20 protein-coding genes and 1 pseudogene are annotated in these 20,835 nt (G+C 52.7%); 7 read left to right on the plus strand and 14 right to left on the minus strand.

Annotated features, from left to right (window positions below; translation table 11 throughout):
* Nucleotides 1–11: 11 nt before the first annotated feature.
* From CAP48_RS18385 to CAP48_RS18405, 5 genes are all read right to left on the minus strand, one after another.
* Complete coding sequence (locus tag CAP48_RS18385; protein WP_100699327.1) at nucleotides 12–431, minus strand: nuclear transport factor 2 family protein; 420 nt, start codon at nucleotides 429–431, stop codon at nucleotides 12–14.
* Nucleotides 428–1,615, minus strand: a complete 1,188-nt coding sequence (locus CAP48_RS18390; RefSeq protein ID WP_100699328.1) for an alpha-hydroxy acid oxidase — start codon at nucleotides 1,613–1,615, stop codon at nucleotides 428–430. Before CAP48_RS18390 ends, CAP48_RS18385 begins: the two co-directional genes overlap by 4 nt.
* Before the next feature lie 11 nt (nucleotides 1,616–1,626).
* A complete protein-coding gene (locus tag CAP48_RS18395; RefSeq protein ID WP_100699329.1) occupies nucleotides 1,627–2,604 on the minus strand; it encodes a tripartite tricarboxylate transporter substrate binding protein in 978 nt (325 codons plus the stop codon).
* 62 nt (nucleotides 2,605–2,666) lie between these two features.
* Nucleotides 2,667–3,542, minus strand: a complete 876-nt coding sequence (locus CAP48_RS18400; protein ID WP_100699330.1) for a TauD/TfdA family dioxygenase — start codon at nucleotides 3,540–3,542, stop codon at nucleotides 2,667–2,669.
* A 21-nt stretch (nucleotides 3,543–3,563) separates the two neighbouring features.
* On the minus strand, nucleotides 3,564–4,718 hold the full coding sequence (locus CAP48_RS18405) for an iron-containing alcohol dehydrogenase family protein (protein WP_100699331.1): 1,155 nt from the start codon (nucleotides 4,716–4,718) through the stop codon (nucleotides 3,564–3,566).
* 114 nt (nucleotides 4,719–4,832) lie between these two features.
* Here CAP48_RS18405 and CAP48_RS18410 point away from each other — a divergent pair, with 114 nt between their 5' ends.
* The 4 genes and pseudogenes from CAP48_RS18410 to CAP48_RS18425 all read left to right on the plus strand — a co-directional run bounded on the left by CAP48_RS18410 (nucleotide 4,833) and on the right by CAP48_RS18425 (nucleotide 7,634).
* Nucleotides 4,833–5,753 carry a LysR family transcriptional regulator gene (locus CAP48_RS18410; RefSeq protein ID WP_100699332.1) on the plus strand — a complete coding sequence of 307 codons (921 nt, stop codon included), beginning with the start codon at nucleotides 4,833–4,835 and terminating at the stop codon, nucleotides 5,751–5,753.
* 162 nt (nucleotides 5,754–5,915) lie between these two features.
* A pseudogene (locus CAP48_RS18415) lies at nucleotides 5,916–6,097 on the plus strand (type II toxin-antitoxin system RelE/ParE family toxin).
* Nucleotides 6,098–6,151: 54 nt separating this feature from the next.
* On the plus strand, nucleotides 6,152–6,451 hold the full coding sequence (locus tag CAP48_RS18420) for a HigA family addiction module antitoxin (protein WP_100699333.1): 300 nt from the start codon (nucleotides 6,152–6,154) through the stop codon (nucleotides 6,449–6,451).
* 169 nt (nucleotides 6,452–6,620) lie between these two features.
* Nucleotides 6,621–7,634, plus strand: coding sequence for a LacI family DNA-binding transcriptional regulator (locus tag CAP48_RS18425; protein ID WP_100699334.1), 1,014 nt, complete (start codon nucleotides 6,621–6,623; stop codon nucleotides 7,632–7,634).
* 47 nt (nucleotides 7,635–7,681) lie between these two features.
* On the opposite strand, the gene CAP48_RS18430 is transcribed toward CAP48_RS18425, so the two are convergent.
* The 6 genes from CAP48_RS18430 to CAP48_RS18455 form a co-directional block, all read right to left on the minus strand.
* Entirely contained in the window at nucleotides 7,682–9,049 is a 1,368-nt protein-coding gene (locus tag CAP48_RS18430) for an Nramp family divalent metal transporter (RefSeq protein ID WP_100699335.1), read from the minus strand.
* Between the two features lie 93 nt (nucleotides 9,050–9,142).
* Nucleotides 9,143–10,012, minus strand: coding sequence for a TauD/TfdA family dioxygenase (locus CAP48_RS18435; protein WP_100699336.1), 870 nt, complete (start codon nucleotides 10,010–10,012; stop codon nucleotides 9,143–9,145).
* Nucleotides 10,013–10,278: 266 nt separating this feature from the next.
* Complete coding sequence (locus CAP48_RS18440; RefSeq protein ID WP_100699337.1) at nucleotides 10,279–11,280, minus strand: MsnO8 family LLM class oxidoreductase; 1,002 nt, start codon at nucleotides 11,278–11,280, stop codon at nucleotides 10,279–10,281.
* 51 nt (nucleotides 11,281–11,331) lie between these two features.
* Nucleotides 11,332–12,294 carry an ABC transporter substrate-binding protein gene (locus tag CAP48_RS18445; protein WP_100699338.1) on the minus strand — a complete coding sequence of 321 codons (963 nt, stop codon included), beginning with the start codon at nucleotides 12,292–12,294 and terminating at the stop codon, nucleotides 11,332–11,334.
* Between the two features lie 9 nt (nucleotides 12,295–12,303).
* Nucleotides 12,304–13,032: an ABC transporter ATP-binding protein gene (locus CAP48_RS18450; protein WP_100699339.1), complete on the minus strand. Its 729-nt coding sequence runs from the start codon at nucleotides 13,030–13,032 to the stop codon at nucleotides 12,304–12,306.
* On the minus strand, nucleotides 13,025–13,789 hold the full coding sequence (locus tag CAP48_RS18455) for an ABC transporter permease (protein ID WP_100699521.1): 765 nt from the start codon (nucleotides 13,787–13,789) through the stop codon (nucleotides 13,025–13,027). Before CAP48_RS18455 ends, CAP48_RS18450 begins: the two co-directional genes overlap by 8 nt.
* 435 nt (nucleotides 13,790–14,224) lie before the next feature.
* Between CAP48_RS18455 and CAP48_RS18460 the strand changes: the two genes are divergently transcribed.
* From CAP48_RS18460 to CAP48_RS18470, 3 genes are all read left to right on the plus strand, one after another.
* Entirely contained in the window at nucleotides 14,225–15,190 is a 966-nt protein-coding gene (locus tag CAP48_RS18460; protein ID WP_100699340.1) for a tripartite tricarboxylate transporter substrate binding protein, read from the plus strand.
* A gap of 8 nt (nucleotides 15,191–15,198) precedes the next feature.
* On the plus strand, nucleotides 15,199–15,969 hold the full coding sequence (locus CAP48_RS18465; RefSeq protein WP_100699341.1) for a GntR family transcriptional regulator: 771 nt from the start codon (nucleotides 15,199–15,201) through the stop codon (nucleotides 15,967–15,969).
* Nucleotides 15,970–16,262: 293 nt separating this feature from the next.
* Complete coding sequence (locus tag CAP48_RS18470) at nucleotides 16,263–16,775, plus strand: hypothetical protein (protein WP_100699342.1); 513 nt, start codon at nucleotides 16,263–16,265, stop codon at nucleotides 16,773–16,775.
* Here the strand turns inward: CAP48_RS18470 and CAP48_RS18475 are convergent.
* Genes CAP48_RS18475 through CAP48_RS18485 form a run of 3 tightly spaced genes read right to left on the minus strand, consistent with a single transcriptional unit; the run spans nucleotide 16,750 to nucleotide 20,834 of the window.
* Entirely contained in the window at nucleotides 16,750–17,148 is a 399-nt protein-coding gene (locus CAP48_RS18475; protein WP_100699343.1) for a DUF4150 domain-containing protein, read from the minus strand. The genes CAP48_RS18470 and CAP48_RS18475 overlap by 26 nt on opposite strands.
* Before the next feature lie 10 nt (nucleotides 17,149–17,158).
* Nucleotides 17,159–18,217, minus strand: coding sequence for a pentapeptide repeat-containing protein (locus CAP48_RS18480; protein ID WP_100699344.1), 1,059 nt, complete (start codon nucleotides 18,215–18,217; stop codon nucleotides 17,159–17,161).
* Nucleotides 18,210–20,834, minus strand: coding sequence for a DUF2169 domain-containing protein (locus CAP48_RS18485; protein ID WP_100699345.1), 2,625 nt, complete (start codon nucleotides 20,832–20,834; stop codon nucleotides 18,210–18,212). Before CAP48_RS18485 ends, CAP48_RS18480 begins: the two co-directional genes overlap by 8 nt.
* Nucleotide 20,835 lies beyond the last annotated feature (1 nt).

Consider the following 20,835-nt stretch of genomic DNA (forward strand, 5'->3'; position numbering starts at 1 on the left):
GTTTTTTCCCCTTACGCGTTCGCCGCAAAAAGTGTGTCTTCGGCGGTCAATTCCGCAATCAGCCAGCTATTGTCGATTCGTTTCATTTGAACAAGAACGTTACGGATGGACTCAATCCCGCGCAAGGGACAAGGCCCCGCCCCGTGCTCGCCCGGTTCATGCCGGACAACCAGCATATAGGCCCGGATGGTGCAATTTTGCGTTTCGCATTCATCGAATACCAGATTCGTAATAATATGGGCGATTCTCATGGTCGCAGACCGCTGCTGCAATGCCTGCTGCACTTGCTGCGGCCCTTTCAATACTTTGCCCTGACGGCGCCATATTGCATCTGGCGCAAGCAGCGCCGCCAACGCATCGTACCGGCGCTCATCCAGATGGCGGAAAAAAAGCAACACCTGGTTCTCACACTGCTTCATCGCGACATTCATATCAGCAGATCTCCGTTGCCGTGGTTTAAAGGCGATTGCGCCAATACCGAAGCGTCGATATCAGCCAGGCTGGGCGTGCCGCAAAGCTGCATCGTTCGTCTCAATTCATCAGTCAGTATCGTTAAGGCGCGGTCTACTCCATCGTACCCCCCACCCAGTACGCCAAACAGAGTCGCACGACCAGACAGCACACCGGATGCGCCCAGGGCCAATGCCTTGAATACATCACTGCCCCGGCGGATACCGCCGTCGAGCAACACGGGCACACGACGATTTACGGCCTGCACAATGCCGGGCAAGGCATCCAGCGTGGCCAGGCCCGTATCCAGTTGCCGCCCGCCATGGTTGGAAACGACCAGCGCATCCACGCCGACATCAAGTATTGACGAGACATCCAGCGGATTGACCACCCCTTTGACGATCAGCTTGCCAGGCCAGCGATCGCGCAGGGCACGTAACGCTGCCAGATCAAACGCCGGATCATAGTTCATACCGGCGACGCCCTGCATCCTGGTTCGGTCCGCCTGCCGTGATGCCAATCCCTGCAGGCTTGGCATCACGGGCGGCTTTTGCAGCAACATATTAAGCGACCACCACGGTTTTCTGACAAATTGTCCAATGTTGCGGTACCCCAGCTTCATGGGAAAACTCAGCCCGTTGAGCAAGTCTCTTTCCCGCTTGCCGCCCACCGGCAGATCTACCGTGATGACCAGCGCCTCATAGCCAGCTGCAGCGGCGCGACCGATTAAGGCATTCAGACGCTCCTTGTCTTGAAGGATATAAGCCTGGAACCATAACCGGCCTGGCGCCTGGTCGGCAATTTGCTCGATCGACGCCGTGGCCGATGTTGAAAGCGTATACGGTATGTCGTGCTTGGCTGCGGCCTGTGCCAAGGCAATATCGCCGCCACGCCAGCCAAACCCCACGGCGCCTGTCGGCGCGATGGCCATGGGTAACCCCATGCGACGTCCGAATAACTGTGCTGCCAGATCCACCTGGGAGACGTTGCGCAACACCCGAGGCAACAATCGCACCCGGCTAAAGGCAGCACAATTGTCATTGAGGGTGATTTCGTCCTCGGCGCCGCCGTCATAAAAATCAAACACCCCGCGCGGCAGCCTGGCCCGGGCCATGTCCCGCAGACGCGCGATGCAATAACAGTCGTTCACGGTGGACCGGCTCATTGTCTCTATCCTCATTCGGGCTTTACATTGCCGTTCTTGATCACCGACTGCCAGCGTGCCTTGTCAGTAATCAGGAACTGACGAAATTCCTCGGGCGAATCGCCGACGATTTGCGCACCCAGTTGCTTGAGCTGTGCCTGCACCTCCGGCTTGTCGAGAGCCGCTACGGCAGCCTGATTCAGCTTGGCCACAATCGGCTTGGGCGTGCCTGCCGGCGCCAACATGCCAATAAAGGAAGCGGCTTCTTCAAAACCGGTCAGTCCCATGCTTTCCAGGGTCGGCACGCCAGGAAAGTCCGGATGCGCCTGCCTTGTCCCCACAGCGAGAATGCGCAGACGTTTGTCCGCAACATAATCGGCAATGCCAACGCTTGGGTAAAACATAAAGGAAATACGACCGGCAATCATCTCCTGCAACGCCGGGCCGTTCCCTTTGAAGGGTACATGAACCATGTCCAGGCCCGCCTGCGCCGCAAGCATTTCAGCCGTCAGATGGGCCGATCCGCCGAAGCCCGATGACCCGAAAGTCAGCTTGCCCGGGTTCGCTTTGGCATCCGCAATCAGGCTCTGCATATCCTTATACGGCGATTTATAATTCGTGACGACAACCATGGGAAGCGTCACAAAGTTGCTAACGGGCTCAAAAACCTCGGTCGGCTCATAGTTGTAACGATCCGGATACAGCAGCGGATTCACATTCAAGGTCAGCGAGGTCACCAGCACCTTGTAGCCGTCAGGGGCTGAATTGATAATATCATTGGCTGCGATATGTGCGCTGGCGCCGGGCTTGTTTTCCACGACCACAGGCTGGCCCAGCGTTTCACTCATGTGCTTGGCAACCACACGGGCAACGACATCGGTCGGGCCGCCCGCAGAGTATCCGAGCACCATGCGGATCGGCCGGTCAGGATAGTCTGCAGCCGCAGCTGCGCCCGTCACAAAACATGCCATCGCTGCAGCGGCGATGGCCAGATTTTTGATCAGCTTCATAGTTAGTCTCCAATTGGATTTGTGTTATTTGCGCAGTGACACCTGCGCGGATCGGCTCAGTGTCAGTACTGCTCTGGAAAATATTTATCGGCCATAACCTGACAGCGCTTGATCAAACGATGCTCATCCGGCCCATAGTCTGCGACCGCGTTATGGATCGTGCCCATGTTGTCCCACATCAGCACATCGCCCTGGGCCCATTGATGGCGGTAGCAGTATTTTTCCTGTACCTGGTGTTCGAATAGAAATTGCAAAACCTCGTCACTGCGTGCTTCGGATAACTCATTGATACGCATGGAATAACCCGGGTTGGCATACAACACCTTGCGACCGGTAATCGGGTGCGTAAGAAAAACAGGATGCGATACGGGAGGCTTGCGCTTACGCTGCTCCTCGGTCAGTGGTGGGCGTGTACTGCCCTTCTCCCGGCGCATCATGTCCCAGAATTTATTAAAGTCATGTGTAATGGTCATGCCGTCGAGCTCTTCTTTCAGTTCTTCAGTCAGACCGTCGTACGCCGCGTGCATATTGCAAAAGGCCGTGTTACCGAGCGATTTTCCGTCACGAAAGGGGATACGGATGCCATACAATACATTGCTAAACGCGATAGTTTTGCTATAGGACATATCGGTATGCCAGTCCTGTCCGGCATCGCTTAGCCCGATCGGCTTGCCATTTTCTTTCATGTTCGACAGAATCATCACTTCCGGATACTGCTCGTCATGGAACAGATTGGCCACATTGACCTCCAGCTTGCCGAAGTTCTCCGAAAAATCCCGCAATTGGCCGGCAGTCAGTTCCTGCTCGGGAAAACTGATAACACCATACCGCCCCAGCGCCTGTTCAATTGCCTTGTAATTATCGGCGCTTAGCGGCATTGATAAATCAATTCCGTAAATCGTCGCACCCAGGCTGGCGTCTTTTGGTTCGATTCTCATAAATTAGTCCTCTACAAAGTATCAGGCGGCTTGCCTTAGAATGGATAAGATCTCATCAGCGTGGCTGACGGGACGGGGGTTGACCGCAAGTCCGCGCTCTGTCATGGTTTGCTGCGCAATCGGCAAAAAGTCATTGTTGGTAAGGCCAATATCTGCCAGGGATGCACTCAACCCCAGTTGCTCAATCACAGCTGAAATCCAGTCGGAAACACTTGCATGGCTTGTGCCCGATACTCGATTCAGCATGACCAGTGCGGGAGCAAGGCTGGTACCGGCAACGCTGTCATTGAACCGAAGCGCGTGAGGCAGGATAATGGTGTTGATCTGCCCATGTCCTGCGTTATGCCGGGCGCCAATGACATGACAAATGGCATGATGAAGACAAGTTTTGGCCATCGATAGCACGATGCCGGATAGATGTCCGCCAAGCAGAAGACGCCAGCGTTGCTCCTTCTCATCGAGCGTATTGTCGGTGAGCGCCTGGGCAAACAATTCGATCGATTGCAGTGCAATGCCATCGGAAATCAGAGATCGGCTGCGCGAATACATGCCTTCAAAACAGTGTGCCAACCCATTCATGGCGGTATAGCGCAATAGCGTCAAAGGCATATCGCCGCTTAAATCCGGATCCAGCAGCACCGTACGGCTGGCCAGCTGGCGGTTCCAGAAAAGCAGCTTGTGCTCGTCTTGCCTTACGCCGAACGATGGTGTCAACTCAGCGCCGGATGCGGTGGTGGGCAGTGAAATAATCGGCAGCTTGGGTTTCGTGCGCAGCGGCACGTGGACACGGGCCGGCGGCGTAAAGCGCGTCACATGGTCGGCCAGCGGACCTCCTTCGGCATGCAACATGGCCAGCGCTTTGGCCGAATCTGACACACTGCCGCCGCCCAGCGCGACAATACTGTCCGGCTGAAATTGAGCCATCTCGCTAGCCAGTTGCTCGACCCAGGCAACGCTGCTGTGGTTCGGCACCGAACTGTGCATCTGCATTTGCAGACCATCCAGCGTTTGCCGCAAGGCAGCCCAGCTATCAGAGTGCGCCATGCGCTGTTGCATTAACACTAGCACACGCCTGCTGCCCAGCGCATCCAGTTCACTACGCAAATCCCGGGCGCAGCCGGGGCCGAACTTTACGTGCGTGCCGAACAGGTGATAATCAATCTGTGGGATACTCATGATGCGTAACGGTAGTCAAGAATTATGGCCATTCTATGCAGCACGATTGCCTGTGCATAGGAACAGATGGCAAAATGACTGTTTCCATATCACGAACAAAGGTTGTGATCGACCATGAACACTGTCGAATGTATTGGGGTCTTTGTGGAAGTAGCAAAAGGCCTGAGCTTTACCAAAGCGGCCGAAAGGCTGGGCACCAGCCGCTCGGTTATTTCCAAGAAAATCGCCTGGCTGGAGCAATCCTTCGAAACGCAATTGCTCCAGCGCAACACCAAACGCGTGAGTCTGACAGAAAGCGGTGAAATTCTATTGCGCAATGCCGATAGCGTGTCGCGGGCACTCACCGAACTCAAAGATCTGGTACGCAGCTCAGTGCAACTGCCGACCGGGAGAATTCGCGTGGGTTCGCCGCCTTCATTCGGTGCCGTTCACCTGGCGCCCGCCGTCCAGGCGTTCCTGGAAGCCTATACGGAAGTACAAATCACCATGCAGCTTGATGACGGCAGAAGCGACCTGATTGCAGAAAATATGGATCTGTCTGTCAGAATTGCTCCTCATTTGCGTGACACCAGCCAGATCGCTTACAAGATTGCCGTGGTGCCGCAAGTGCTGGTTGCCACTAGCGATTTTCTTGAACGGGCAAAAAACCCCAAACATCCGGCCGATTTAAAAAACCACAACTGCCTGGTTCATACATTGAAAAACCCCACCTCCACCTGGCAATTGACCGATGCCCAGGGCAAGCTGCATAAAGTGCAGGTCGGCGGATCTTTCAACTCGAATCTGGGCGAATCCTTACTGCATCTGGCGCTGCGCCACTACGGCATCTCCATGCATCCGCGCTATATGGTCGAAGAATTGATCTCCCAGGGCCGACTCCAGGTGGTGCTCCCCGACTATAAATGCGAAGGACTGGATATTTATGCGGTCATCCAAAGCAAGCGCTACCTGCCCTACAAGGTGCGACTATTTATCGACCATTTACGCAAACATTTCCAGGACGTTAACTGGTCGAGCACGTCGGGAAGAATGTGAGAGAACATCCGTGGGTCGTGGCGTCTGTTCTTCGCTCAGCTGACTTCAATGCTTGGAAGCGGCGAATCGACTTTATCCACGATCTTGATACTATCTGTTTACGTTACTAACGCCTTACGTTACTATACGATCAAGTCCTTTGCCTGTAAGAACACCAGAACCATGCTTGACCGCATCCGAGTTGCACGTTTCGTCAATATTGAAACGGTGCCCGTGCTTGAAAAGGCCGCTAACATTCCAGACCGGCGCACCCACCGAATAATCGGCAAGAACGACTAAAAGGGAGTCGGCAAGGACAATACAGCATCCGTATCAATGATCAATGGCGCATCTGCTTTGTCTGAACTGAGCATGACATCGAGCACGTTGAAATTGTGGACTAGCACCAGGAGGTGACTATGCGTACCGTACGATACCCAACGCCTGGCGAGATCTTGCTGGAAGAATTTTTGAGACCGATGAACATCAGCCAATATCGGCTGGCAAAAGAGATTGGCGTATCACAAAGGCGCATCGGTGAGATTATCGCGGGCAATCGAGCTGTGACTGTGGACACCGGCCTGCGTTTGTCACGCTATTTTGGCACGTCTGATGAGTTTTGGACTGGCCTGCAATTGAACTACGATCAGGCACGAACAAAAGACGCACTAGCCGAAGTACTGGCTAACATCAAACCCCTGGAGCACGCTCAAATATAGCAATTGCAATTTCTCGTCGTAGTTTTTCGTCTGCTATATTACTCAATGGATAGATATCATATGACGCGCCATTGCTACGTTATTTCATATGAACTACACAAAGCGAGCCGCTAGATGACGGGTCAATCAAATATTCGCTTATCATGACATAACAATATTATTTCGCCAAATGAAAAAAAACCTGACCAGCCAGGATATCGCCCTTCTAGCAGGCGTATCGCAAAGCACAGTATCACGTGTGATCAGAAATCACCCCAGTATCAAGACCAAAACACGCGAACATGTGCTGCAAGTAATCCGAGAACATGGCTATATGCCAAATGCTGCAGCACGTCAGATGAAGACCAATCGCAGTGGCACCATCGCAGTGGTCGTGGCCAACCTGACGAATCCGCTATACCCGTCTCTTTTGCATCTGCTCGTCAACCAGCTAGCGAGTCATGGCTTAAAAACCACGATATGGGAAACAAGCACTGAGCTGGACGATGCGACGGCGAGCGCAATTGCTGAAAGTGATGTTGACGGCGTTATCTTCGCGACAGCTGTTGCCTCTTCCCGGCTACAACACCAGATAATTGCCCATCGCAAGCCGGTTGTATTTCTGAACCGTAACCTGTCTGGTCGGCCCTATGATGCCGTGATCAGCGATAATTACAACGGCGGCCAGATAGCGGCGGAATATTTTGTCAAAGGCAAGCGCCGGCATATCGGCCTGCTTACCGGATTTTCCGAAGCCAGCACAATTTTGGATCGAGAAAAAGGGTTTATGGAGAAATTGAAGCATGCCACCAGGCCCATTCGACTTATTCACCCTCCTTCTCAATTCACTGTTTTTACCTACGAAAATGGCTATCAGGCGATGCAAGCCCTGTTGGGTTTAGCGCCCGATGTTGACGCCGTTTTTTGTACCAATGATATCATCGCAATCGGTGCGCTCGATGGCGCCCGGGCGTGTGGCAAGCGCGTTCCCGAAGATCTCTGGGTGATGGGATACGATGATATCCCAATGGCTGGCTGGGAAGCGATCGGTCTCACAACGATCCGGCAGCCACTGCCAAGCATGGCTGCTCTGGTTGTCGACCGTCTGCTGCTGCGGATCGAAAACCCTGAACTTAAGCCAGAGACAGTGAGGCTTTCCAACGAACTCGTCATTCGAGAGACCACCAGCAAAAACGGCCAATAGCCTGCCGCACCGCCCTCATCCTGCAATACCCCTATACGCATCTGCACTCAAGCTTCCAGCATTGAAGCGAAAGTAACGTACGACCCCCAAATTGCCAGTGCGGTGAGAAATACAAGCATGATGGTATGGAATTTATTGCCCGCCAAATCACCCATGAGATCTTTACGGTTGATCAACACTATCAAACCAATGGAAACGAGAGGCATCAGCACAACCTGTGCTGCATTCACAAAAATCGTCAACAGAATAAAACCCGGCATACCGGGAATTGCCCACATCAAAGGCAAAATGGCAACAAGAAAGTAAGTCAGGCGAAACAGGGGATCTTTGCTGGGTGCAGCCTTGTACTTTTCCTTGCGCTCAGGGGCAACACAATACACACATTCCATTGCCATTTTCGGAAACCCGTGCGCATAGCCAATGACCGAACTGAAACAGGCGCACAACACCCCCAAATAAATAATTAATTCGCCAAGGCGTCCAGCCACCTGACCGAGCAGATGCGCCAAGTCATTGAAATTGGATATTGTTATACCGCGCGGGTGCAATACTTCTGCCCCCATTACCCAGACGGCAAGATCCAGCACAATAATGACAAAAATTCCGAATAGCAAATCATACCGTTGCACTTTGCGATGCTCCGGTCGGATATATCCTTTTTCTTTCATGAATGTGGGATATAGCAAATTGGCCAGCGAACCACCTACCGCACCAATGAGGGATATAACAATCAGTAAAGCGCCATAAGAGCCCACTGTCTGAGGAACCTCAAACGCCAAAGTACCAGCGACAATCGCGCTAACATCTGGTTTTGCCACAATGGCACCGCCTATGAGGCTCGCGGCCAGAACCACCAGAATAATTTTTTCTACATTTTCCAGATAGCGGTATACCGCCTTACCAGTAATCAGCACCGCCGCGATCACAGCGACAATACTCCAGAGCATGACGGAACCCGATTGGCCGGTCAGATAATACAGGGCCTCTCCTGACCCTTTGATGGTATAAGACTCATAAAAGTGGCCAAGAACGACGCCGCCAATTGCCAGCAATATTGGATAATACTTCCATACCTTGGTATACCCTTCAAAGATGGTATGTCCCTGTATATTCATCAGTTGATAGTTGGCGATAATGCTGACAAGCAGATATCGCACAACCAATGCCAGCGCAAGCCCCCACATCAGAGTGTACCCATAATGGGCTCCTGCCACCGCATTGTCGACCAGGTCTCCCGCCCCTAACCAGGTAAGGACAAGGACAATACCAGGTCCAAAGGACTTCACATAACCCCAGAATGTTGAAGGTATGGGCGCGCCCACGGATGCCGGATCGGCATTGGAGGCCGTATTTTCAGCAAACGGCGGCACACCCGACTTCCCTGACGCTTTTATGTCAGTTGCATTTACAGTCATAGCTTTGTCTCTTCCTTGTTATAAGTCATTATTTCGCCTGTGATGCAGCCAACTAGTTTTCGAAGTATCTTATTGCTGCATCGCCACTGTGGTTCAGGCGGTTACCATTTCAAGGTCCAGCGTGGTCGTCCGGCGTAACTCTCTGGGGTATTTTTTGTCATCAAAGGGCAAACCCCGATGCATCGTCGCCCGGTTGTCCCATATTACAAAATCATTTTCTTTCCAGGCATGCCGATAGACAAACTCACGGGCGGTTGCATGTTCGGTTAGCTCGCGCAGCAAGGCGCGACCTTCGGGCACAGGCCAGTCAACAATATGCGAGGCATGTGAGGCCAAATACAACGATTTTCTTTCAGAACGGGGAATGACGCGAACCAGAGGATGAACGGCACCGGGCAACTTGGCCTTTTCTTCTTCTGCAAACTCGAAGCCCAGCACATGACGCGAATAAACGATGGAATGAAATACAGCCAGACCTTCGATTTTCTCTTTGGTTTCTTCATCCAAACAATCATAGGCAGCACGCATATCCGCAAATTCCGTATCCGCACTGACCGGAGGCACTACCTTGGCCGACAACATAGAATAACGCCCGGCTGGGTCATTAAAAGACGCGTCCGTATGCCAAAGCCGATTGCTTAATGAACTGACACGACGGCGGTCATCGGCTTTGAGCACCTCGCCTTTGTCATTTACATTTGAAATATCCGTAATGGCATTGGTTCCGAAACGGCTTTTCTCCAACACAGATAGCGACGTTTTAGTGTGCAGCTCGCCATCCAGACGCTGAGCAAATGTTAATTGTTCATCGTTCGTCATCGGCTGACCATGAAAAACGAGTACTGCGTACTTGTCCATTCCATCCCGGATCGCCTGCAACGCTTGATTGTCAGCACTCCGAAGATCGACGTGACTCACTTCACCAACAAAATGGGGGTGAACGGGTGCAATTGATAAACTCATGATGAATCCTCCTCTAAAGCAGCAATAGGCTCGTGAATTATTGTTAGTTCTTACAGACAGGCAGGTCAATTTCCGAAGGTGACGGCCGAACGCCGAAGCAACACGGCATGCGATAGCACTTTTGTCAAAAAATGACTACGTAATCATATTCTGCGACAAAAACCCTTAACCAGCAATCCGGAATTGATACTGTTTGTTACGTCCTTGTATTTAGACGCGTCTTAGCGTAGTTAAACTGCTATCGCTTCTGCGCAAAAAAGGCGAACTCAATCGGCCATCACCTGTGCGATTGCGGTGTAATGCGCGAGCCTCATGGCTGGGTCAGGCAATACATCTTGCAGCATGATCTCGTCGCAGCCAACGGCTTGCGCCATCATGAGCAACCGATCACGCAAATGCTCCAAGGGGCAGATCGTATACATCGGCCATTGGGCCGTTTCTGCAGGCCAGACGCCGCCGGCCAGCGCTACCGCTTCATCCACTGTAGGCAAGCGGTCGGGCATGGTTTCCAGTCGACGACGCTGATCAAAACACCAGCGCATGGGCATGGCCAGCCGTTCGGCCTCATCCTGGTCAACACCCGTACTCAGCCTGATCGCCAGAAAAATTTGTGGCGATCGTGGCAAGCCCAGGCGATCAGACGCCCGAAAGGCGCGGCGATAACTGGCTGCAGACTCAACTGCGAATTCCGGTTTATGAAAGGCCGAGAGCGCAAGCGGCAAACCCAGCGCCCCCGCGCGCGCCGCCGAGTTTGGACTAACGGCCATGATCCAGGGCAGAACAGGTGCGACATCGGGCATAACCTTAAGACTCGCAAAAGCGTGATCTGCCGGCAAATCGGCAAAAAGATGGCCCAGCAGTTCGTGGATCTTGTCACCCTGATCGTGCAACAGCGGACGACTGCGATCCGGTTGCAGCGCCAGGTCGGGCAAGGGTCCCGACACCGACTGGCCCATACCCAGATCGAAGCGCCCCGGATACAGCGCAGCAAGGGTCTGGGCGCTTTCTGCGATTTTATAAGGGCTGTAATTGTTCAGCAGCACACCCCCAATACCTATCCGGATACGAGAAGTTGCTGCCGCCAGGGCCGGCGCCAGCACCATCGGGTCAACGCAAGCCTCGTATGGGACAGCATGATGCTCGACGATCCAATGTCGTGCAAATCCCAGCGCATCAAGATGACGCGAGAGCGCGATCGTATCGGCAACCGCGGTTGCGCTGTCGCGCCCAGTGCCGATCTGGAGCTGGTCAAGCAGCGAAAGTTTCATATTTTTACCCGCAAGCGGGGCGGATAGCGGCTGCCACCCGCCTCATTTTTATTATTTGATGTCAAAAGCTGATGGCAGAATCAAATCCTTGCGAATATCAATCTTGCTGGATGCTTCCAGCATACCTGCAGAAATCATGAATGCCTGGTCGGCGTCAAGATTGGCAACATCTGCGTCAGTCATTTTGGGATCAAAATCATAAAGCGCATATTGCTTGCGCGCTTCGTCAAGGCTGATGTCCTGATCTTCGGCGGCGATGGCCAATGCGTCGTCCGGGTGTTCGCGCATAAAATCAAGCGCCTTCAGGTGAGCCTGGAAATAGGCCTTGAGCAATTGAGGATTGGCCTTGGCAAAAGCGCGACTGGTGCCGATGACCGTTGTGGGTGCGATCAGTCCTTCACCGTTGACAATGATATGACCACCCGCGGCCTCAACCTGCGTGGCATTGGCGCCCGCCAGCGTCACTGCATCAACACGACCAGCCAGCAAAGCTGCACGTGCGGTTGGCAGATCCATATTGATATATTCAATATCATCCAAAGTCAATTTTTCGGCCGCCAGTGCGGCCACCAGTAGTTGATTGAGCACCGTTCCCTTGGGCCCGGCCACCTTTTTACCCTTAAGTGACTTGATATCGGTCGGGCCATTGGCCGCTGCCATGACGAAGTATGCTTTGGGCGCGCGGGCATAAGCGCCCATGATCACAACATCCGCGCCATTGGCGTTGGCCAGGATCGCAGAGGTTCCCCCCAGTACCGAGGCGATCTGCAGCTCGCCGGCGGCAAGCGCCTGGGTCTGCGCCGCACCAGAGGTAATCTCCGGATGGCTCAGTTTCACGCCATGGGCAGCAAAGGCCTCGTCCAGATAGCCCTTTTCGCGCATGACAATTGAGGGAACGTTAAAAGGCGCCGTCACGTAGGAGACTGCGGCTTTTGTCGTTTCTGCAAAGCTGACGCCAGAGGCTAGCAAGCTCGCGGCCAGTGCCGTAGCCAGCACAAAAATGCGTTTATTCATAAGAATTCCTTAAGAGTTTGAATTGGGACAGGCGAACAGCCGGTCAAGCAGATGTTGGCGGGCCGTATTGATCGCGGGCTCAGCCCCGGTGCGCGGGTAGGCGGCATCCAGATCCAGGCGCAGGGTAAAGCGGCCCTGATCAATCACAAGAATGGTCTGGCCCAGACGAACGGCTTCCTCCAGATCATGCGTAACGAACACAATGGTTTGCCCCAGTTCGCGCCAGATCCTGATCAGGTCATCCTGCATCTGCTTGCGCGTAAATGCGTCGAGCGCACCAAAAGGCTCGTCCATCAGCAAAAGCGCAGGTTGCACCACCAACGCACGGGCAATGGCCACGCGCTGCGCCATCCCGCCCGACAACTGGTTCGGCCAGGCATCACGAACATCATGAAGACCGACCATTTTCAATGCCCGGTCGACCCGCAAGTCTATTTCGGGACGGGCCAGCTTTGATTGCAGGAGAAAACCGGCGTTTTGCGCCACCGTGAGCCAGGGCATCAGCCGCGGTTCCTGAAAGACCACACCCACCGATTCGCCGGTATGTTCGAATTGACCAGCATTGGGCGTTTCCAACCCGGCCATCAGACGCAACAGCGTTGACTTGCCGCAGCCGGAGCGGCCCAGCAGAACGTAAAATCCGCCCTTATCCAGTTTCAGATCAATGCCCTGCAACACTTCCCGCCGCGTGCCGTCGGGCAGGCAATAGCCATGACGAATATTACGCAGCTCAGGCATGGGGCAGCTCCATTTCCTGGCGCAGCCAGGGGAAACGCCACCGCACCAATGCCTTGAGCCCACTGTCGGCCAACAGGCCGATGATGCCAATCACCAGAACGCCCACCAGCACGATATCGGTTCGTGCCAGGTCCTGGGCATCAAGAATCATATAGCCCAGACCAGCAGCTGAAGCAATTAGCTCTGCACCGACCAGTGCGCGCCACCCGTAGCCCAGGCCTACGCGCAAACCAACAAACATCGCCGGCAACGCGGCCGGGATGGCAATTCGGCGCATCAACTGCATGCGGCTGAAACCGGCGGCGCGGCCGACTTCAAGCAGCTTGGGATCCACCTGCGCAAAGCCGCCGCGGAAACTGAGGAAGATGGGGAAAAAGCACGCCAGAATAATAATGCCGATTTTTTGTGTTTCGCCAATACCCAGCCAGAGCATTAAAAGCGGCATCAGCGCCAGGGGCGGAATCTGACGCACGAACTCCATTGGCGGATCCAGCAGGCGAGCCAGCGCCTTCCAGTTGATCATCGCCAGGCTGATCACCAAAGCCAGCAATACGGCGATCGCATACCCCGCCCCCACCCGCCCCAGCGATACACCGATATGCTGAGCGAGCTTACCATTGGAAAGCAGCGTGATGAACGTGGACCAGACCCGTTGGGGGGAAGGTAGCAGAAACGCACTTACCAACCCGAGATTGGAGACGGCAAACCAGGCGATCAGAACGGATATGAATACAAGAGAAGAATGGAAAAGACGCATTAGGTATTGTTTCGGCCACGCATTTACCTGCGAGTGGGCCACATGGTGACGGCCGATTTCATTCGCACGACGACGATGCAACGGCCGCATGCTTGGGCGCAAAAAAGCGAGCAGGCACGGCACATTCAGTAGCCTTGAAGTTTATCACAACGGCAGCCGGCATTGCATTTGTGATGCATATGGCAACCGTGGCCCGCCTTAGCAACTTGCGCAAACCCCGGCAGATATAAAGGAACATACCAAGGGAGCATACAAGTAACAAAAAGCCCTCCACACCGTAAAGGACTGCACCATTCCATTTGTGATGGCTCGCTGCCCGACAAGTGAAATATAGCTTCCGGCGCTACTGCAGTTCATATTTCACTTGTATTGTTATCAGTACATGTATATGATTTAATACATTCTTTACATGCACATAATCAGAGGAGACTTTGCATGCACCAATCCTATTTACGTGCTGGCCTGCTCGCCGTTATTCTTGCCTGCACCACCGGCCTTCCCACCTACGCAGCAGACAAACCGCCACTTAAACTAGTCGTAGGAGCCACACCAGGCGGCACCACCGACCGTGTGGCCCGGGGAATTGCCCAGCAGATGAGCGGCATACTTGGACAAACCGTCATTGTCGAGAACCGACCAGGCGCCGGCGGAAATATCGCCGCCGATGCGGTTGCCCGTGCTCCCAAGGATGGCAATACACTTTTGATCAGCTTTACCAGTTTTACGGTCAATGCCACGCTTTACAAAAAGCTGCCATTCGACCCGGAAAAAGATTTCACACCCATCACCATGCTCGCCGAAGTGCCCAGCGTACTGGTTGCTCGTAAAAACTTCCCGGCGTCAGACATTTCATCGCTGATTGAAATGGCCAGGAAAGAGCCGGGCAAGTATTCATTTGCGATTGGCGGCATGGGTTCATCCCTGCACATGGCGACGGCCAGCTTTGAGATGGGAGCAGACATCAAGGGTCTGAACGTCCCGTACAAAGGCACATCCCCCGCCATGCAGGATATCGTGGGCGAACAAGTGGACTTGATGTTTGCCAGTGCGGTCAACGTCATGCCGCTAGCCGGTGGAGAGCGCATCAAGATTCTCGGCGTGACCAGCCCCGAACCCATGAAGCAGTTTCCCTCTGCGCCGCCAATCGGAGACACCGTCAAAGGCTTCTCTTCCAAGGCATGGTTCGGCATGTTTGGTCCTGCCGGCATGTCCAAAGAACGCCTGGCGCAGTTGAACGACGCTGCAGTAAAAGGGGCGCAACACGAGAATTTTGTGAAAATGATTGAACCCGAAGGCGGTGTCGTGGTCACCAGCACGCCAGAGGAATTTGCGCGGTTTGTGTCCGAAGACATTAAACGCTACGCCGACGTCGTAAAATTCACCGGAGTAACTGCCGACTGACTGCCCATATGATTGATAATCCCACGCCGCGCTACTACAAAATTTATCGTTTGCTCAAACAAGCGATCGAGAACGGTCAATATGACCATCAAGAGGCGATGCCGGGCGAAAACATACTGGCAGAAACATACCAGGTGTCGCGCCTGACCATTCGTCGGTCGCTGGACCTATTGCAAAGCGAAGGCCTGGTAGAGCGACGTCAGGGTTCAGGGACCTTTCCGATAGCCCGCAACGTCGCCACGCACCCCTTGTCTGCAGACATCAACAAGCTGGTAGATCATCTGAATAAAATGGGCACCGGCACCCAGGTGCGCCTGCTGAGTTTTGAATATGAGACAGCCGGCCAGATGGCTGCACACCAGCTGGAATTGCCGGCCAAAAGCAAAGTACAAAAGGCGATACGCGTTCGTTATCACGACGACAAGCCTTTTTCCTATCTGATCACCTACGTGCCCGAGGATATTGGTCGGCGCTATACCAAAGACGATATGACGCAGCAGCCCTTGCAGGCGTTGTTGAAAGGATTAGGCATCAAGCTTGGTTCGGCAGAACAATCATTTACCGCAACGGCAGCAGACGTGCATCATGCTGATGCGCTGGATGTGGGTATCTCATCACCCCTGCTGTGCATCAAACGCTTAACCCGCGATACATTGGGACGCCCGGTCGAATATCTGATTGCTGTCTACAACCCGGAACGCTTCGAGTATCGCATGGCGCTATCGAATAAGCGCTCCAAAGGAATCGACGGCTGGATTGTGAACGACACACATAGTTAGGTTTGAAGCGCCCAAGTGCGTGCACAGATCGCACTCGCAGCAACCCCGGGGCCAATGCACAATACCAAGCCGATCTATCCCGACAATGGCGAACCTCTTCTGTGCCGCTTCAATCCGAATATTGATACTTGTGAGAACGTAGCAGATAAACTACTATGCACGCATCGCATTGGCTTGTTCAAAGCTCGTAAAAAGCTGGATTAACTTGCATCAGATGTCGAAATAGCAATCACTGAATGACCAGGGCATGCGGTCTGTGCTGAATCAAAGAAAATATCGTAACCACCGTACAGATGACAACGCAAAACGAAAACGACCCCGACTTAGATAAATACGACTTTAGCGCGAATCTGGTTTTGCTTGCACAGATCGCGATGATCATTTCCGGCATCACGATCGGGATACTTATCTACACAATCAATCTGCCCGTCTACTATCTGTCTTTTATATTATTCTTTCAATTATTGGTTATCCCGTATTTCTTCAGCAACGCCAAACTTCTGAAACAGAAAAAGCAGCGCCGCCAGTCGATTATCACACAGGGCATCAGCAGTCATGCCGAAATTATCTCAACCAAAATGGTAGGCAGCGGCGGTGACATCGATAATTACTATACCTTCGAGCTGCGTCCGGAATCTTCAGAGATCAAAGTAACCGCGTTCGAAGCGATGACAAGTGAAACCTATGCCCTGGTGTGCGGACAAGGAAAAATACCCATACGATATCTTCCCGAGGAACAAGTTGCTGTGATCCTTGTGGATCAAATCCCGTCAGAAAGCATCAAGCAGCTGGCGTCTCCACTTTGAACTGCACACTGGGGGCTGCATCAAATACAATCACGTTGCGGCGATTGCTTTTTTCGATCCCGGTAAATCGAACAGAGGGTTTGTTCTTGAGTTTATAGGTTTTAGAGTAGTTGGCCAGATGACTCGTTTTACTCATAAACACTTGTGAGGCAATACCTCCTGCCACGCCTGGTTGATCACCAAAAGAAATCACCTTGGTTGTCCCTTTATTGTGCACGGGCGCACCGCAAAACAGGATTCGGAAGCATGGGTTTGGCGCAAGCAGATGCGTGCCGAAATTCGGATACGGAAGGGGCGCCATGCCGGCAGGAGGCGTTTTGCAGCAATCAGGGAACCCCAGAAATCCGCCCCCCAGTGAAGTCGTGTTATACATGGTTATTCTCCTAGAAAAAAGGGTTTTTATGCCGTACGCTATAAAGCTCGGCACGACGTAAAGGCATGTCGTTTGTGATAGTCACATTGCCGGAATGCTTTGGCGTACCCGTCGCACCATGCGTATGCATATACACCGAACTTGCACCTTTGAAATTCGTACCAGCTAAATTGGCATAGTCAAAATTGGAATAGGAAAGCTTGCATTGCTCGAAACTGACATTTTCGCAATCTGACTTCTCAAAAACCGCATATTCCAGCTCCGAATGACGGAAATTGGCATTGCTGGCATTGGCCTCTGACCAAATCGTCTTGTTCAATTTGGCATGGGTAGCCGATACGTGCTCCAGGCTGGCACCGGTGAAAATCGTCTCGTCACCTTCCAGGTTATCAAGTTTGGCGCGCAATAAATTGCATTGGGCAAACATGGAACCGCTGACACGAGCACCGGTAAAATTCGAATCCTCCAAACGTGCTTCGGTAAACTGGCATGCCACAAACGTCTTGCCCGAAAAGTCTTTTTCACGCAAGTCGCAGCCGATAAACACCACCTGGCTGAACAACTCTCCCGCAAATTCAGTCTGTCGCAAATCGCTTTCCAGGAACACGACATTGTCCAGATCGGCTTGGCCAAACCGGCAATGGTCAAGGTTGGTTTCGTGAAAAATACATTTGACAATCTCTTTGCAATCGATGCGAGCCCCTTGCAATGGGGACGTTCGCACGATAGAAAGCGTTAGCTGGCAATTTTCCCAAACCGACTCATTCATCACGCTATCGTTGAACGTCGTATCAACAATCTGGCAACTAACCAAGTGAACGCGCGACATCTCACAATTGGTAAAAATACAATCATTCAAATTAACAGACTCCATAATAGAACCCGTCAATTTGCATGCATCCAGTGTACAGTCCTGCAGATCACAATTGATAAATTGCGTCCTGGAAAAATCGACATGATCAAAAATCATTCCAGACATATCCAGGTCTTTGAATACCAAGCCGGAAAATACTTCGTTGGTGCATGGCTCTCCGCGCTCAAGGTACCCATTAAGCTTGACGTTATCCATTGTCGAACACCCTAAACACGCTAGCTTCAGTATCGCGAAATACAGGATACAGCTCCAACTGGTCTTTATAGGCTCCGCTCGTGCTGGTCGAGTGGTCTACATCCACTTTCGACACGTTCGTCCTGAACATGGCGGCGCCATCAAAACAGCACCCAATCAAATTGGCTTTTTCAAGTGAAGCCTGGATCAAATTCGCATTTCTGAAACTGCTACCTCTCAAATCCGATTTGTGAAAAATGGCCTCGCGAGCAATCGCATGGTCAAAACAACAGTCTCTCAGAATCGCCTGAGAGAAATCAGATTCTGATATATCGCTGTAGTTGAACTGCGCTCCCGTTATTTCGGTACCAATAAAATTACATTCTTTCAATCTGCTTCCTATAAACTGGGCACCTGTCATATTCACATCGTCTTCAATAAGCAGATTATTCAGATCGCTCCTGGTGAACATACAATCGTTAAGTTCGGACGTCGTAAAAGACACATCCACCAACCGAGTTTCATCAAACCGCGAGCCGTCGAAATTTGATTCTACAACCGCCCATTTATTGAATGTGCAGCGCTGGAACTCCGTCTTGCGCATTTTCATTTCGGACCAGATGCACGAGTCGAAACGGCAATCCACCAACATTGCATTATCAAATTCAATTTCGTCACTGATGTGATTCGCAAAACTGCATCCGACAATTTTTGAGGCCCTTACCTTCATTTTAAGAAACTGCGTTTCCCGAAACTTGCAGTGCTCAACAGTCGCTTGGCTGAACAAGGATTCACTCAAATTTGCCTTTGTGAAATCCAGCGACTTGAGCACGCAATGACTAAACCTGGTCCTGGCAAGCACCGCTTCAGAAAAGTTGACATCGGTCAACCGCGCTCCCTCAAAATTGACGCTTTCCAAAAACGCGCCCGAAAAATCGGCACCGTCCAGAACAAGGCCGCTCAGGTCCGCGCCAGTTAGATCCATTTCCGAAAGATTGCCGTCCAGCCGATACCGCCTCATCACTTCTTCACGCAATGGCGAGCTGGCCGCCGTATCCAGCGCAGGTGCTGCCGCTTGATATTGCACAGAATAAAGATAGGATTTTCGCACCGAGGACGTCAGCGCATCGAACGTCTCATCTGTCTGAGGTCGGGCCGACTCCTGCGTGCCGCTTGATGCCAGCGCCTTTGCATTCTGCATCATGCTCATGTCGGGAGGGCCGGAAATATCGATCGGCGGGCCGTCCGTGCCGGCATACGCCCCGTCCAGCATATCAGCCAGGTGCTCCATCTGTGGATCGGAAGACTCACGCATCAGCGCCATAGCCTGGATTTGTGCATCTTCTGCTAATTTGGTTTGCCGATCCGGGTTATTGAAAAAAACATCCGGCGCTTCTGGCGGCCCGACAAAGTCAGGTATCACGGCTTTATAGTCCAGCCCCTGGTTGTCGAACCATGACGTAGCCTGTTTCTCCTGATGACTAATGTATAGACGCAGACGCTCCCCCAGTTTATCTTTACCGACCGAGTAATCGGTCTCGTCATCCGCGCGCAACAAGGCTTGCGGCACCAGTTCTTCGTCTTTTTCAAGATGATGCATGACCTTTTCCGGATCCAGCCTTTGCATCATCACATTTTCGTAATGCTCGAAACTTCTCGGGCTGTCGCGATATTCAACGCCAGCCATGACAACTTCTACGTCATCCGCTTCTGTATCCAGAATCTCGACGGAACCATGAAACATGAGGATGTATGACTGAAGTTCAGGAATCAGCCAGACTGTTGAAGCGCGCATATTGTCCACTTCCCGCAGATATTGACGATGCTGCTGGTCGCGCGCCAGCAGCAGGAACCTTGCCCGAAGAGGCAGAATGCTGCTCTGCCAGCATTCGACTTGCGGGTGCATATTCCACACACGGAACGTTTCTCCCAGCGGCAGTTCTTCCTGATGGCGCCACTGCTGGTTATCTGCCGCACTATTGAAGATAGTCGGATCCATATCCGGCAAAAATCCGGGAAAATCGTACTTCTGCCACTCCTCGCTGTAACTTCCTTGCAGGGTCATTTTCATGGGATGGCTCGGCCCTATAGGCCCAAATGACGCCGGTGCAGGCCGATCACTTTTCTTATTGACCCCGTGCAACGGATCTTCCACGTTGGGGGCTGGCACCGTACTGGTTCCATTGACTTGAATGGGATCGATGCCTTTTCCCTGCGGGTTCTGTTCAAAGGCGGGGCCTCCGAAGGCATGCGCCCAATCTAACGGCATCTGCTCAAACGACTCGGCCTGTGTCAGTGAGTTGCCAACCCAGTAACGGTCTCCATAAACACGTAGCTCTTTGTGCAGATCTCCCACTTCCACCCTGACCATGCACTGTTTTTTGTCGGTCTGATGCGCCGTATAAGCAAACCCACTCACAAGATATTCGGGGTGCGCCTTTGGCATAACCTGATCAAGTACCCCACCACTATCGAGTGTTGGTAGCACTTCGGCCCAGATTTTCTGATCCGACTGCAAGTATGGCCCTTTACCGTCTGCGGAAATCAGCACATATACGCCGCAGGACAATCGGGTCTGACCCCTCCATTGGTATGGCCTGGTCAGCACCCCGGCGCGCATTGGTTTTATTGTTTTCATG

This window comes from Advenella sp. S44 (assembly GCF_002810445.1).
In the GTDB taxonomy this organism is placed as follows: Bacteria; Pseudomonadota; Gammaproteobacteria; order Burkholderiales; family Burkholderiaceae_B; genus Advenella.